The organism is Candidatus Brocadiaceae bacterium, assembly GCA_012728835.1.
Classification (GTDB): domain Bacteria; phylum Planctomycetota; class Brocadiia; order SM23-32; family SM23-32; genus JAAYEJ01.
Window position 1 is genome coordinate 1 of sequence record JAAYEJ010000068.1, and the last position, 14,932, is coordinate 14,932.

Genomic DNA, 14,932 nt, shown 5'->3' on the forward strand with positions numbered 1-14,932 from the left:
CACTCCTGCGGAGCCCTGTCCTCCCGAAGGCACGCAGAAGCTAACACGCAACGGGCGGCGACGTCCAGCGCCGGACCACCCCTGGCGCCAAGGCTACCAGAACATGCCCGCGCATTTATAGCTGCGGTAACAACCGGACATTTCTATCTGCCGTGTATAGCGGACATTTCTATTTGCGGTTGACACAAGGCGGGGCGCGCGTTGAACGTCTGAGGGTGTTGCCGTACACTCGCCGGAAGCACTTCGACCGAGTCGATGGGAAGAAACGGGGAAGCTGTATCGCGAGCCGCGGAGGTGCCGGGATGAATCAAGGATCGGTGAGACGGGTTGTGTTGGCTGGCGTTTTGGCGGTCCTTGGGCTTGCCGCGGCCGGCCGGGCGGCCGCGCAGACGGCCGAGGTGCCCCGCGGCTGGAGCCTGGAGCAGGCTGTCCGCGACACCACCCCGACCCGCGAGCGCATCTCGCTGGGCGGGTTCTGGCGATGGCAGCCGGCGGGCGACGACCTGGAGGCCCTGCCGACCGACGGCTGGGGCCACCTGCGGGTGCCGACCCCCTGGCCGGGCGGCCGGCGCGCCGCCGATCCCACCGAGAGCTTCCGGCCGAACCCCGAATGGTCCGCCGAGCAGCTCGGCGCCGCCACGGCGGCCTGGTACCAGGTCGATCTGGCCGTGCCGGCCGAATGGGCCGGCCGCCGGGTCGCCCTGACCGCCGAGTATCTGCATTCGTATGCGGCCGTCTACGTGGACGGGCAGAAGGTGGGGCAGATGCGGTTCCCCGCCGGCGAAGTGGACCTGACAGCCCACTGCCCGCCCGGCGAGACCCGCACCGTGAGCCTGCTGGTGCTGGCCCTGCCGCTCCAGAGCGTCATGACGTCCTTCAGCGACAGCGACATGTCGCACCAGGTGCGCGGGCAGGTGGGCCGCCGCGGCCTCTGCGGCGGCGTCCGCCTGGTCGGCACGCCCCGGGGCGCCCGGCTCGGCCCCGTGCGCGTCGAGACATCGGTGCGAGAGGGGCAGATCACGTTCGATACCATGCTGCATGACGTCGACCCGGCGGGCGCCTACCGCCTGCGCGCGGAGGTGCGGGACGGCGACGGGGTCGTGCGGGAGTTCACCAGCGAGCCCTTCGGCGGGGCGGACGTCGCCGACGGCCGCATCCGCGTCACCGACGACTGGCTTCCCGAGAAGCTCTGGGACATCCACACGCCGCAGAACCAGTATGACGTGACGGTCTCGCTGCTGAACGGCGCCGGGGACCTGCTGGACGAGGCCCTGCCGGACCGGTTCGGCTTCCGCGAGTTCTGGATCGACGGGCGTGACTTCTACCTGAACGGCACGCGCATCTTCCTGTCCTTCACGCGCAGCGGGCCGGGCGGAAGCTACGAGCGTGCGCGGGAGAACCTGGAGCAGCGCAAGAGCGTCGGCATCAACTTCGTGGCCTGCGGCGGGTTCGGCGCGCAGCCGGGCGCGCACACGGGCTTCGAGGGGGCGTTGCGCGCCGCCGACGACACGGGCGTGCTCGTGGCGCTCACGCAGCCGCACATGGGGCACTACGACTGGAGCGCTCCGGACGCGGAGGCGACCAACGGCTACGCCGAACACGCCGAGTTCTACACCCGGGTGGCCGGCAACCATCCGTCGGTCGTCTTCTACGCCACCAGCCACAACGCGTGCGGCTACACCGAGGACATGAACCCGGACCTGATCGACGGCCTGGTGGACAGGTCGCGCTGGACGCGCGGCGGCAACTCCGAGAACGCCATGCGCGCGCAGGCCATCGTCAACCGCCTCGACCCTTCGCGCATCCTCTACCACCACGCGGCCGGCAACCTGGGCGTGATGCACACCAGCAACTTCTACGCCAACTGGACGCCCGTGCAGGAGATGAGCGACTGGTTCGAGCACTGGGCCACCGTCGGGGTCAAGCCCGTGCATCTGAACGAATACGGCGTGCCGTATCCCTGGGACTGGAGCATGTACCGCGGATGGTACAAGGGCGTGTGCACCTTCGGCAGCGCCGTCGTCCCCTGGGAATACTGCCTGGCCGAGTGGAACTCGCAGTTCTACGGCACGGCGGCCTACGCCATCAGCGACGCGGAGAAGGAGAACATCCGGTGGGAGGCCGACCGGTTCCGCCGGGGCGTGTGGTGGCATCGCTGGGACTACCCGTACAGGCTCAACCAGGCGCTTCCGGCGCGCGAGGGCGTCTACTCGATGTACTTCACCGACAACTGGCGGGCCTTCCGCACCTGGGGGCTCTCGGTCAACGATCCCTCGGACTTCGTCGGCCAGGTTCCCGAGGCGATCCGACGGAACAACATGCCGCTTCTGGCCTACATCGGCGGCAAGCCGGAGGCCTTCACCAGCAAGGACCACAACTTCGTGCCCGGGGAGACCGTTGAGAAGCAGCTCATCCTCATCAACAACTCGCGCGAGACCGTGACCGCCCAGTGCGAATGGACCCTCGGCCTGCCGCAGGCCGTCGCCGGCCGCCGGACGATCACGCTGCCCACGGGCGAGCAGGAGCGCATTCCGCTCTCGTTCGATCTGCCGGCCGATCTGGCCCCGGGGCAGTACGTCCTGGAGGCCACCGTGGCGTTCGGCACGGGCGAGACGCAGGGCGATTCCTTCGCCGTCGACGTGATGGCGGCCCCGCAGCCGGTGCGCGCGTCCGGCCGGATCGCCGTCTTCGACCCCAAGGGCGAGACGGCCGCCATGCTGACCGGCCTCGGCGTGACGTTCGAGCGCGTGGAGGCCGACGCCGACCTGGCGCCGTACGACGTCCTGTTCGTGGGCAAGGGGGCCTTGACGCCGCACAGCCCGGCGCCCGACATCCGCCGCGTGCGCGACGGCCTGAAGGTGGTCGTCTTCGAGCAGACGGGCGAGGTGCTCGAGCGGCGCTTCGGCTTCCGGATCGCCGAGTACGGCTTGCGCTGGGTCTTCCCCCGCGTGCCCGACCATCCGGTGCTGGCGGGGCTGTCCGGGCCCCATTTCTGGAACTGGAGGGGGGACGCGACGACCCTGCCTCCGCGCATCGAGCACGATCTGGACTACGCGATCACCGCCGAATGGTGCGGCATCCGCGTGCCGCGCGGCTGGCGCTGCGGCAACCGGGGCAACGTGGCGTCGGCCGTGATTGAGAAGCCGGCCTCCGGCGACTTCCTGCCCATCCTCGACGGCGGCTACTCGCTGCAGTACGCCTCGCTGATGGAATACCGCGAAGGGCGGGGGATGGTCCTGTTCTGCCAGACCGACGTGACCGGCCGCACCGAGAGCGACCCGGCGGCCGAGACGCTGGCCGGGAACATCGTCCGCTACGTCTCCGACTGGCAGCCGGGCGCCCGCCGGACGGTCGTCTACGCCGGCGAGGAGGCCGGCCGGGCGCACCTTCAGGCGGCCGGGCTGGAGCCTTTGGCCTTCGACGGCCGTCCGAGTGCCGACCAGGTGCTCGTGCTCGGTCCCGGCGCCCCGGGCCAGGTGGGCAACCGCGCGGCGGCCGTGCGCGACTGGGTGCAGGCGGGCGGTCACGTCCTGGCGCTCGGCCTGACGGGCGACGAGGCGAGCGCGCTGCTGCCCGAGCCGGTCGTCACGCGGCCCGGCGAGCACATCGCCTGCTACTTCTGGCCGTGCGGCGTGGGGTCCCCGCTGGCGGGCGTCTCGCCGGCGGACGTGCACAACCGGGACCCGCGGGAGCTTCCCCTGGTCGTCGGCGGTGCGACGCGCGTCGGCAACGGCGTGCTCGGGCATCTGGGCGCGAACGTCGTCCTCTGCCAGCTCCCGCCCTGGAGGCTCGACTACTCGGGCGAGAAGATGAACATCAAGCGGACGTTCCGCAAGCTGTCCTATGCCGCCAACCGGCTGCTGGCCAACATGGGCGCGGCCGCGGCGACGCCGCTTCTGGAGCAGTTCAGCACGCCGCTGGAGGTCCGCGTCGACCCGCTGGCGGAGTTCCGAGGGACCCTGCGCGTCGAGCGCGACGACCGGGCGGTCACCATGCCCGACGGCTGGCTGGGGCTGGCGCTGCACGATGTCGACGCACCCGCGGGGTGGACCGAGCCGGGGTTTGACGACTCCGCGTGGCGCCCCATCGCCGTGCCGGGCTCGTGGGAGGTCCAGTTCCAGGACCTGGCGAACTACGACGGCACGTTCCTCTATCGCGTGAAGGTCACCGTGCCGCCCGAGGTCGCCGGGGGCGAGGCGTTCCTGGTGCTCGGCGGGATCGACGACGAGGACCAGACGTTCGTGAACGGGCACCCCGTCGGCGCCATTACGCAGGAGACGCACCCGGCCAACTACTGGATGGCCCCGCGACGCTATCGGCTGCCGGCCGGAACCCTCGTGGCCGGCGAGAACGTCATCGCCTTGCAGGTGGAGGACCTGCGCGGCTCGGGGGGCATCATCGGATTCCTGAACGAACCCGAGGTGACGGCTCCCGAAGAGCCGGCCGGACAGCGCTGGCTGAATGGCCTTTACCTGGACGTGCCGGAGGAGTGGGACGATCCCTACCGCTTCTTCCGCTGGTAACCGAGCCGGCGAGAACGGGTCTCGAATGTCGTGTCTTGAGCAGGAGGCGTTGCCGTGATGAGCAGTACATCGTGCATGCGGGTTGTGCTTGTCAGTGCCGTCCTTGCGTTCGGAGTCCCCGGTCTGGCGGCGGCCCAGGCCGAACTGCCGCAGGGAGAGGCCGCCTGGACCCTGGAGGGCGCCCATCGGGAGGCCACGCCTACGCGGGAGCACGTCTCTCTGGGCGGGCTCTGGCAGTGGCAGCCGGCCGGAGAGGCGCTCGATACGGTGCCGACCGACGGCTGGGGCTATCTGCGGGTGCCCACCCCCTGGCCGTCCGGCCGCGACAGCCGGCGCCGGGGTGAGAACTTCCTCCCGAACCCCGCCTGGTCCGCCGACCAGTTGCGCGACGTCACGGCCGCCTGGTACCAGGTGACCGTGCCCATCCCGGCCGAGTGGGAGGGCCGCCGTATCGCGCTCTCCGCCGAGTTCCTCAACTCGTTCGCCACCGTCTACGTCGACGGTCGGAAGGTCGGCGACATGCAGTTCCCGGCCGGCGAGCTGGACCTGACCGCCGTGTGCCGGCCCGGAGGACAGCACGTGGTGAGCATGTTGGTGCTGGCGGTGCCCCTGCGGGCCGTCATGCTGGCCTTCAACGACACGGATGCGGCCCGCGAGGTGGCGGGCACCGTGGCCCGGCGTGGCCTCTGCGGAGACGTCTGCCTGGTGGCGGCTCCTCGCGGTGCGCGCGTCGGCCCGATGCGCGTGGAGACGTCCGTGCGCGAGGGGCGGATCACGTTCGATACCATGCTGCATGACGTCGACCCGGCGGGCGCCTACCGCCTGCGCGCGGAGGTGCGGGACGGGGACGAGGTCGTGCGGGAGTTCACGAGCGAGCCCTTCGGCGGGGCGGACGCCGCCGACGGCCGCATCCGCGTCACCCACGACTGGCTTCCCGATAAGCTCTGGGACATCCACACGCCGCAGAACCAGTATGACGTGACGGTCTCGCTGCTAAACGGCGCCGGGGACGTGCTGGACGAGGCCCTGCCGGACCGGTTCGGCTTCCGCGAGTTCCGGATCGACGGGCGTTACTTCTACCTGAACGGCACGCGCATCTTCCTCACGTTCGAGCGCGGACAGCCCGGGTGGACCTACGAAGGCGCACGGGAGACCCTGGAGGCGCGCAAGAGCCTGGGAATCGCCTTCGGCGCGGTCGGCGGCTTCGGTTGCGCGCCGGGCGACCACATGAGCCTGGACGGAGTGCTCCGGGCGGCCGACGACGTCGGCGTGCTCATCGCCCTGACGCAGCCGCACTTCCGCCAGTACGAGTGGCGCGCGGAAGACTCGGAGCAGACCAACGGCTACGCCCGGCACGCCGAGTTCTACACCCGCGTGGCCGGCAACCACCCGTCCGTGGTCTCCTACGCGACCAGCCACAACGGCACCGGCTATGCGGACGACATGAACCCCGACATGATCGACGGGATCCAGTCCTCGCGCTCGTCCGGCGGCGAACGGAACGCACGCAACGCCCTGAGGGCCGAGGCCGTCATCCGCGGGTTCGACTCCAGCCGCATCGTCTACCACCATTCGTCGGGCAACCTCGGCTCGATGCACACGAGCAACTTCTACTCGAACTGGGCGCCCCCGCAGGAGATGAGCGACTGGTTCGAGCACTGGGCCACGGAGGGCGTCAAGCCCGTCCATCTCTGCGAGTACGGCTCGCCGCTGGGCTGGGATTGGACCATGTACCGCGGCTACTACAAGGGCGAGCGCGCCTACGGCGGCGCCAGCGTGCCCTGGGAGTTCTGCCAGGCGGAGTGGAACGCGCAGTTCTACGGCCCGGAGGCCTATGAGCTGAGCGAGACCGAGGCGGCCAACATCCGTTGGGAGGCCGACAAGCTCCGCCGGGGGGAAGTCTGGAAGCGCTGGGACTACCCGCACATCCTGAACTGGCCCCACCCGGAGAAGGACCGGGTGTTCGCGACGTACGTCACCGACAACATGCGGGCCTTCCGCACCTGGGGCGTCTCGTCCTATGATCCGTGCACGTTCCAGGGGCCGCTTTCCAGGGAGGCCCTTCTGCGCAACAACGGCCCCGTGCTGGCCTACATCGGCGGCCGCCCCGGCGCCTTCACCAGCAAGGACCACAACTTCCTGGCCGGCGAGACGGTCGAGAAGCAGTTGATCGTCCTCAACAACTCCCGCGAGACCGTGACTGCCGAGTGCGAATGGACCTTCGCGCTGCCGAGCCCCGTGCGCGGCCGCCGGACCGTCACGCTGCCGACCGGCGAGCAGGAGCGCATCCCGCTCTCTTTCGACCTGCCGGCCGGTCTGGTCCCGGGGCAGTACGCGTTGACGGCGAACGTCCGGTTCGACACCGGCGAGGTGCAGGACGACGCATTCGCCGTGGATGTCGTGCCGGCTCCCCGGGCCGTCCGGGTCGGCGGCCGGGTCGCCGTGTTCGATCCGCAGGGGGAAACGAGCGACCTGCTGAACGACATGGAGGTCGCATTCGACGTTGTGGACGCCGATGCGGACCTGGCGCCGTACGACGTGCTGGTCATCGGCAAGAACGCCCTGACGCTGGGGGATGCCGCTCCGGGCCTGGACCGTGTGCGGGACGGCCTGAAGGTGCTGATCTTCGAGCAGACGGGCGACGTGCTGGAGAAGCGGTTCGGCTTCCGCGTGACGGAATACGGGCTGCGGTGGGTCTACAAGCGACTGCCGGACCATCCGGTTCTGGCCGGCGTCGGCGACGGGCATCTGCGGAACTGGCGGGGCGAGGCCACCGCAGTCCCTCCCCGCATCGACTTCGTGCGGTCTCCCTACTACATCGAGTGGTGCGGGATCCGCGTGCCGCGCGTCTGGCGCTGCGGCAACCGGGGCAACGTGGCTACGGCTCTGATCGAGAAGCCGGCCGTGGGCGACTTCCTGCCGATCCTCGACGGCGGCTTCTCCCTGCAGTATGCCTCGCTGATGGAATACCGCGAAGGGCAGGGGATGGTCCTGTTCTGCCAGACCGACGTGACCGGGCGCACCGAGAGCGATCCGGTCGCCGAGACGCTGGCGGGGAACATCGTCCGCTACGTCTCCGAATGGCAGCCGTCCGCCCGCCGGACGGTCGTCTACGCCGGCGAGGAGGCCGGCCGGGCGCATCTGGAGGCGGCGGGAATCAGCCCGGCTGCGTTCACCGGCCCTCTGTCGGCGGACCAGGTGCTCGTGCTCGGTCCGGGCGCCATGGCCGATCTGGGCAACCGCGTGGCCGCCGTGCGCCAGTGGGCACTTGCGGGCGGGCGTGTTCTGGCGCTCGGCCTGACGGGCGACGAGGCGAGCGGGCTGCTGCCCCAGCCGGTCGTCACGCGGCCCGGCGAGCACATGCACTCGTACTTCGATGCGGTCGGCGTGGACTCGCCGCTGGCGGGCGTCTCGCCGGCCGACGTGCACAACCGCGACCCGCGCGAGCTGCCGCTGGTCACGGGCGGTGCGACACCGCTCGGCAACGGCGTGCTCGCCCACGTGGGCCCGAACGTCGTCTTCTGCCAGCTTCCGCCCTGGCAGCTCGACTACTCGGGCGAGAAGATGAACGTCAAGCGGACGTTCCGCAAGTTCTCCTACACCGCCACCCGACTGCTGGCCAACATGGGCGCGTCCGGCCGGACGCCGATGCTCGCTCACATCTCGCAGCCGGTCGGCGAGGGCGAACAGCGCTGGCTGGACGGCCTCTACCTGGACGTGCCGGAGGAGTGGGATGATCCCTACCGGTTCTTCCGCTGGTAGGGGCGCCCCCTGCAGGGCGGCATTCGGCGGACGCGGGCCGTTCGGGCGCGCGTCCGCCGTTTCTCACGGCTCCTCGGCGTCGACCTGCCGGGCGCCCACGTACTCCAGAAGCACGATCACCAGGATCACGGCGGCCGCCTGGACCGCCGGCACCGCGACGCGCCAGGTGGAGGACCCGTAGGGGATCGTGGCGCCCGGCGACGTGGCCAGCACCATCAGGCCCATGGTCACGAGCACCATCCGCTCGGTCATGCCCAGTCGCTGGAGCCGGTGGGCGATGTGGTTGCGGTCGCCCTGCATCAGGCGGCTGCCCTTGCGCACGCGGATGACCACCACGCTCAGGACGTCGTAGAGCGGCACGGCGAAGAGCACCAGCGGCACGAGGGCCGGGAACAGCGGGTTCGTGTGCCGGCCCGTCACGAAGGTGGTCAGCGTCGTGGCCACCGCCAGCACGTAGCCGATGGCCATGCTGCCCGCGTCCCCGAGGAACATCGACGCCGGGGGGAGGTTCACCAGCAGGAAGGCCAGCAGGGCGCCGAGCAGAGCGGCCAGCAGGCCGCCGATGAAGAGCTGGCCTGTCTGGAGCGCCACCACGAACATCGCCCCTCCGGTCAGCACGGCAACGAGGCCGCACTGGCCGTCCATGTTGTCGAGCAGGTTGAAACTGTTGACCATCAGGACGATCCAGGCGGCCGTCAGGACCACGTGAAGCCAGGCGGCCGAGATGAACATCGTGATGCGCAGGCCCGGCGCGAAGGCCGCCACCGCGACGGCGATCAGCACCTGCCCGCAGAGCTTGCGGCCGGGCCGAAGCCCCCTGGCGTCATCCCAGAGCCCCAGCAGGGCGTAGGCCGTTGCGCCGCCGAGCACGACCAGCAGCAGGGGAAGGCGCTCGGCGGCCAGTGCGACGTCGGCAGCCAGCGCCGCCGGGGCCGACACCGGGAGCAGGCCGGGGCTGTGGTGCCACAGGTGGCAGAGCAGGCCGCCCCCGAGCACGGGCAGCCCCGTGCCCAGAAGCACCGCCACACCGCCCCCCAGGGGCACCGGGCGCCGATGTGCCTTGCGGCCCTCCGGAACGTCGATCAGGCCGACCCGTGCGGCCAGGCGCCGGATGACCGGAATGAGGGCCAGGCAGACGGCAAAGGCACTGACAAGGCTGACGGCCAGGACGGCGCGCATGCGGGTCTCCCTCCCCAGGGGCGTTCTGCGGGCATTCCAGTGCCTCACGATACGGCCGGTGGTTGCCGAAAGCAAGATACCCGCGACGTTCATGCGACGGGAGTCAGCCCCTCCCATGTGCGCTCGAGCATGGGGAGTTCCTGCTGCCGGCCGGCGGCGTCTACGAGACGTCCACCTTGTCGTCCGGGTTGTAGATGTGCTTGATGAACACGCCGTCCAGCGGGGCGCTGCCCGTGTTGATGACGTTGTGGACCTCGCCCGGCTCCAGGCGGAAGGCGTCCCCGGGCCGGATGTCGTACTCCAGCCCGTCGGCGACGAAGACGCCCGTGCCGCTGGTGAAGAAGAACGTCTCCTCGACCTGTCGGTGCAGGTGCGGGCCGAGTTCCTGGCCGGGCAGGAAGCGGATCAGGCCCCAGTCGATGCGCGGGCCGCGGAAGAGGTACTTCGGCCCGCTCCCCGAGTTCCGGTAGTCCAGTTCCTCCGCGTTGACCTTCTCCATCTCCTCCCCTTCCTGTCTGGAGCCGCTCAGCGGTCGCAGCGCCGGGCCACGCGGAACCAGGCCTCCGCCGAACCGGTGCGACACTCCCGGGCGTAGGCGCGCAGGAAGCGCAGGCGCGTGCGCGGACCCAGGGCGCTGCGCGCGGCGGGCCACTTGAGGACCGAGCGGTTGAGGCGCAGCAGGTTGCCGATGCGGGCCCGCCAGGAGACGACGCCGGGCTCGCTCGCCTTGTCGAAGTCGATGACGAACACGCGGGGGGCGTCCATCGACCCCTGCACGAGCAGGTTGGCCAGGCTCAGATCGCCGTGACGGATGCCCGCCTCGTGCAGGGCCGCCACGGCGGCCGCTGCGGCGTGGGCCAGGCGGCGGCGTTCGGGCGGGCTCAGGGGCGCGTCCTCCGGCGCAGAGCGCAGCAACGAGAGCATGTCGAGTGCGCCGGGGACGATCCTGCTGACGTAGTGCGCGCGCACCCAGGGGCCGCAGACGCACTGGACGCGCACGCCCACCGGCTCGGCGGTCGGCACCCCGCGTGCGTGGGCGGCGATGGCCAGCCGCAGTTCCCGCAGCATGCGGCCCGCGCCCAGGAATCCGGTGCCCAGCGCCGGGCCCAGCAGGCCGCCGTGGGCGTAGAGGCGCACGGCCAGCCCCTCGGGAGGCGCCCAGTCGGGCTGCCAGCGCCAGGAGGTGACGCGGCCCCGCTGGCGCGTGGCACGGCCCGGCAGGCCGGCCAGCGCCCCGGGCAGGTCCACCAGCGCCTGGACGGAGACATCGCCGGCGCACGCCGGGTTCAGGTAGAGGCGGACACGACCGGCCCGGTGTTCGACCAGGCGGACCGAGTCTGTGCCGGCCGGGCCCATGTCCCCAGGTCCCCTCGCGTTGTGCCCCGTCAGCCTTCGGCCGCGCCGCCGGCGCCGGGCAGGGCGGTGTCGTCGCGCACGCAGCGGAACCCGGTCGCCGGGTCGGGCCGGCGGGGGTCCACGGTGTAGCGGCTCGCACACCGGGCGGGCAGCGGGGCGATCTCCTCCTGGAACCATGCGCCTCCGCGGGCGATGACCATCCCCTCGGCATCCGGCCCGGCCCGCCATTCGCTGTCCTTGTAGGCCGTCACGGGGGAGGTAGTCCATTCGCGCGCGTTGCCGATCATCCCTATGCATCCGTAGGGGCTGACCCAGCTCGGGAAGGACGCGGCCGCCATCAGGCCGGCCTGCTCGGGCCGCATGTGGTTGCACGAGGTCTCGCTGAAGACGCGGCCCCACGGGAACCGCCGCCCGTCCACGCCGCGCGCCGCCTTCTCCCACTCGGCCTCGGTCGGCAGGCGGCAGTCGCGCCACTTCGCGTAGGCCTGGGCCTCGGCCAGCGTGACGTTCACGGCCGGCAGGTCCTCCAGCCCCGGCGGGCAGGTGCTGCCCTGCCAGTGGGAGGGGGGCGCCGCCCCGGTGGCGGCCACGTACTCCGCATACTGCGCGTTGGTCACCTCCGTGCGGTCGATGAAGAACGCCCCGACGGTGCGCAGGTGCTCGGGCGTCTCGCCCAGCAGGCCGCACATCTCTGCGAACATCCAGAGTTCCTCCACGTCCTCCAGGAGCGAAGCCGGGCCGTACTGCCGCAGCAGGTCGATGACCTCGGACCTCGGCGTGCCCATGCGGAAGGGGCCCTCCGGCACGTAGACCATGCCGGCGTGCGAGGGTTCCTCCCACTGGGACAGGACGTGCGATGCGCGCTGCGCCCACAAGGTCCCGGGGAACCGCGCGGACAGCTCGGCCAGCGTGGCCTGAGCCTCCTGCGGCGCCCCCCGGCCGTAGTCGTAGACGGCGGCTTCGTAGGTCCAGCGCGGATACAGCGCCAGCGCGTCGGCCGTGTCCGGGGTGCCGGGCTGCCCGTAGCGCAGTACGCCCTCGAGGATGCCGAGCGCGGCCCGGAAGTCGAAGGCATCGCGCCGTTGCCCGGCCTCCTGCATCTGCGTGCGGGCCGTCACGGAGGTGTACGGGGTGCCCTCGTGCGGCGGGATGGCCAGTCGCACGCGGGCCGCCTCGACCGTCCACCGGTCGTCGGGGTAGCGGCGCAGCAGCTCCGCCCAGTGCTGGGTGGCCTGTGCGGCGTTCTCCTCGGTCTGGGCGGCCGTCATCTGGCGGAACAGAACCTGGGCATCCAGCTCGGCCGCCCGGGCGGCCGCCGGGTCTTCGGGAAAGGCCTGCGCCAGCTCCGTGAGCTGCTTGCGAGCCTCCGTCAGGCGCCCGCCCTCCAGGCTGTCCTGGGCGGCTTCCAGGTAGAGAGAGGGCAGTGTCTCACGCGCCTTGACGCTCCAGTCGGAGTCCGCGTAGTCCGCGACCAGCGCCGTCAGCGTGCCCAGGGCGGCTTCGGTGTCCCCGGCGTCGCGCCAGAGAAAGAAGCCCCTCTTGAAAAGCACTTCCGGCTTCTTGTCCGCCGCCAGGCGGGCTTCCTTGCTGCCCGGGTGCTCCCGGGTGATCTGCTCGTAGAGGGCCAGGGCCTCTTCATGCTGCTGCGCCCTCAGGAGCGAGTCGGCCCGGGCGGCCAGCGCGCCCGGCAGGCGGAGCCTGGCCGGGGCGGCGAACTCCGATCCGGCAGGGACCTGCCCGACTGCCAGGCGGTACTTCTCCACCGCCTCCGCATGGTCTCCGGCCTCGGCCAGGGAGGCCGCCCATTCCGTGTAGATGCGGGCCGTCTCTTCCCGGCAGCGCACGGCGATGGCCGTGTCGGAGTAGTCGCGGGCGACCGCCTGGAACGCGGCGACGCCCAGGTCGTAGTTGCCGCGGGCGCTGTAGCTCTCTCGGTCGCGGGCCAGGGCGTCGTTGAAGGCCATCTGCGCGGCCCGCTCGCGTTCTGCCGGACTGGCCGGCCGGGCCAGGCTCGGATCGGCCGGAGCGCCCAAGGTCGGTGCGACGTCGCGCGTGGGGGAGGGCGGCTCGCCGGATTCGGCGGGCAGGTGCCCGGAGCCGATCAGGAAGCCGATCACGCCCACGACCAGGGCAAGGACGACGACGACCAGCGTGCTCTGCAGCAGGGACGCCCGGCCGGGCGCGGTGGGCGCAGGGGGTTCCGGCAGCTTGTAGTGGCGCGCGAAGGCCGAATCCGTGCCGAAGGGGACCGAATCCAGGTGCCCCGTGCGCAGGCACTGCGCGCACCGGTCCAGGTCGTCGATCACGCGCTGCATGCTGCGGTAGCGCTGCTCGGGGTCCCTGGCCAGAAGCCGGGCGACCACCAGGGCGACCTCGTGCGGCGCGTCGGCGTTTGCCTGCTCGACCGGATCGAGGCCCGCCTGGCAGTTGGCGAACAGGTAGCCGATCGCGTGGTCGGCCGGGAACGGCTCCCGGCCCGTGACCATCTCGTAGGCCATCACGCCGAGCGCGAACGCGTCGGACTCCGGTCCGGGCTGGCGCCCCCGGATGACTTCCGGGGCCATGTACTTCGGCGTGCCCTGCAGCTCCCCGAAGATCGACACCATGCTCTCGGCCGCCGCGATGCTCAGGTCGACGAACGCGACCTTGACCAGCATCCGCCCCATCTGGTCCGTGGTCAGGATGACGTCCGAGGGCTTCAGGTTCGTGTGCACCGCCTCGCGCCGGTGGATGGCGCGCAACCCCTCGGCGACCTGCCGCAGTATCTCCAGTGTCTCGTCGGTCGGCAGCGGGGCGTCCTTGATGCGCTCGCTGAGCCGCACGCCGCCGACGTCGGCCACGGCCACGTAGTGCAGCTCGCCTTCGCGCCCGACCTGCAGCGGCTCCAGCACGTTAGGGTGCTCAACCAGCGCGTTGCGGTCGGCCCACTTGTCGTAGAAGTAGCGGCCGAAGGAGGGGTTGCGGCTCAGCAGGGGGCTGACCAGCTTGACGAGCACGGCGGCGCCCGTCTCGGTGTCGCGGGCCCGGTACAGGCTCCCTTCGACGCCTTCCTCCACCCGATCGCCCAACTCGTAACGCCCGACGCGCGTCGGTGTCTCTTTGTCGTTAACCATGGGTGGCTGCCCGGTTTGCGGTGTCTTCGGAACATCCCTGGAACGGTCATCATTCTATGCGACGACCGCCCACAAGACAAACGCTTTCGGCGGCCGGTTGACTCCACCCCAATCGTGCAACTAAGATGCACCCATGGGCGTCGACGTTTCCTCCGAGGCGGACCGATGAGCGCTGCTGCCGACCTGCTGGACCTCTTCCTGGGCTACTGCGTCGCCGAATGCGGGCTGAGCGCCAATACGATCGACGCCTATCGGCGCGACGTCGTCCACTTCCTGCGCGGCATGGGGGCGGCGGACGACAGGGACCTGGAGCGCCTCACGTCCGCGCGCCTGGTCGACTACGTCGAGGCGTGCCGGCGGGCCGGCCTGGCGCCCAACTCGATCTGGCGCCGCCTCGTGTCCGTGCGGATGTTCTACCGCTTCCTCCTCGCCGAGGGGCTTGTGCGGACCGATCCGCTGCACGTCTTCCGCACGCCCAGGCTCTGGCGGAGGATGCCCGACGTGCTCAACACCGACCAGGTCGACCGGCTCCTGGAGGCCCCGCAGGGCGACGGCCCGCTCGGGCTGCGCGACCGGGCCGCGCTGGAGATACTCTATGCCACGGGCGCACGCGCCGGCGAGTTGTGCGGGCTGGACGTCGGCGATCTCAACTTCGAGTACTCCTTCGTGCGCTGCTACGGAAAGCGGATGAAGGAGCGGCTCGTGCCCGTCGGCCGCAGGGCCGTCGAGGCCGTGCGCGGCTACCTGGACCACGGCCGGCCGGCGCTCCTGCGGCGCCCCCAGGAGCCCGCCCTGTTCCTCACCCGCACCGGCCGGCGCCTCACGCGCGTGGCTCTCTGGAGCCGCGTCCGCCACCACGCCCGCGCCGCCGGCCTGGGCAACGCCGTGCACCCGCACACGCTGCGGCACAGCTTCGCCACGCACCTGCTCAGCGGCGGCGCCGACCTGCGCTCCGTGCAGGTCATGCTCGGGCACGCCGATATCTCCACCACCGAAATC

7 protein-coding genes are annotated in these 14,932 nt (G+C 71.1%); 3 read left to right on the forward strand and 4 right to left on the reverse strand.

Annotated elements, in window-relative coordinates; genetic code table 11:
- The first annotated feature begins 329 nt into the window (after nt 1–329).
- Together GXY85_11390 and GXY85_11395 are read left to right on the forward strand one after the other, a co-directional pair.
- Nucleotides 330–4,523 carry a hypothetical protein gene (locus tag GXY85_11390; GenBank protein ID NLW51425.1) on the forward strand — a complete coding sequence of 1,398 codons (4,194 nt, stop codon included), beginning with the start codon at nt 330–332 and terminating at the stop codon, nt 4,521–4,523.
- 57 nt (nt 4,524–4,580) lie between these two features.
- Nucleotides 4,581–8,285 (forward strand): hypothetical protein, encoded by a 3,705-nt coding sequence (locus tag GXY85_11395; GenBank protein NLW51426.1) that lies wholly within the window; start codon nt 4,581–4,583, stop codon nt 8,283–8,285.
- Nucleotides 8,286–8,348: 63 nt separating this feature from the next.
- Here the strand turns inward: GXY85_11395 and GXY85_11400 are convergent, their stop codons facing one another.
- From GXY85_11400 to GXY85_11415, 4 genes are all read right to left on the reverse strand, one after another.
- On the reverse strand, nt 8,349–9,464 hold the full coding sequence (locus tag GXY85_11400) for an undecaprenyl/decaprenyl-phosphate alpha-N-acetylglucosaminyl 1-phosphate transferase (GenBank protein NLW51427.1): 1,116 nt from the start codon (nt 9,462–9,464) through the stop codon (nt 8,349–8,351).
- A gap of 160 nt (nt 9,465–9,624) precedes the next feature.
- On the reverse strand, nt 9,625–9,963 hold the full coding sequence (locus tag GXY85_11405; GenBank protein ID NLW51428.1) for a cupin domain-containing protein: 339 nt from the start codon (nt 9,961–9,963) through the stop codon (nt 9,625–9,627).
- 26 nt (nt 9,964–9,989) lie between these two features.
- Complete coding sequence (locus tag GXY85_11410) at nt 9,990–10,820, reverse strand: phosphotransferase (GenBank protein ID NLW51429.1); 831 nt, start codon at nt 10,818–10,820, stop codon at nt 9,990–9,992.
- A gap of 29 nt (nt 10,821–10,849) precedes the next feature.
- Nucleotides 10,850–13,933: an SUMF1/EgtB/PvdO family nonheme iron enzyme gene (locus GXY85_11415; GenBank protein NLW51430.1), complete on the reverse strand. Its 3,084-nt coding sequence runs from the start codon at nt 13,931–13,933 to the stop codon at nt 10,850–10,852.
- 165 nt (nt 13,934–14,098) lie between these two features.
- Between GXY85_11415 and GXY85_11420 the strand changes: the two genes are divergently transcribed.
- The coding region (locus tag GXY85_11420; protein NLW51431.1) for a tyrosine recombinase at nt 14,099–14,932 on the forward strand (834 nt) is incomplete at its 3' end.

Coding starts and splice junctions, on each gene's coding strand:
- GXY85_11415 (NLW51430.1), bottom strand. CDS start 13,933: ATGGTTAACGACAAAGAGACACCGACGCGCGTCGGGCGTTACGAGTTG.
- GXY85_11405 (NLW51428.1), bottom strand. CDS start 9,963: ATGGAGAAGGTCAACGCGGAGGAACTGGACTACCGGAACTCGGGGAGC.
- GXY85_11410 (NLW51429.1), bottom strand. CDS start 10,820: ATGGGCCCGGCCGGCACAGACTCGGTCCGCCTGGTCGAACACCGGGCC.
- GXY85_11400 (NLW51427.1), bottom strand. CDS start 9,464: ATGCGCGCCGTCCTGGCCGTCAGCCTTGTCAGTGCCTTTGCCGTCTGC.
- GXY85_11395 (NLW51426.1), top strand. CDS start 4,581: ATGAGCAGTACATCGTGCATGCGGGTTGTGCTTGTCAGTGCCGTCCTT.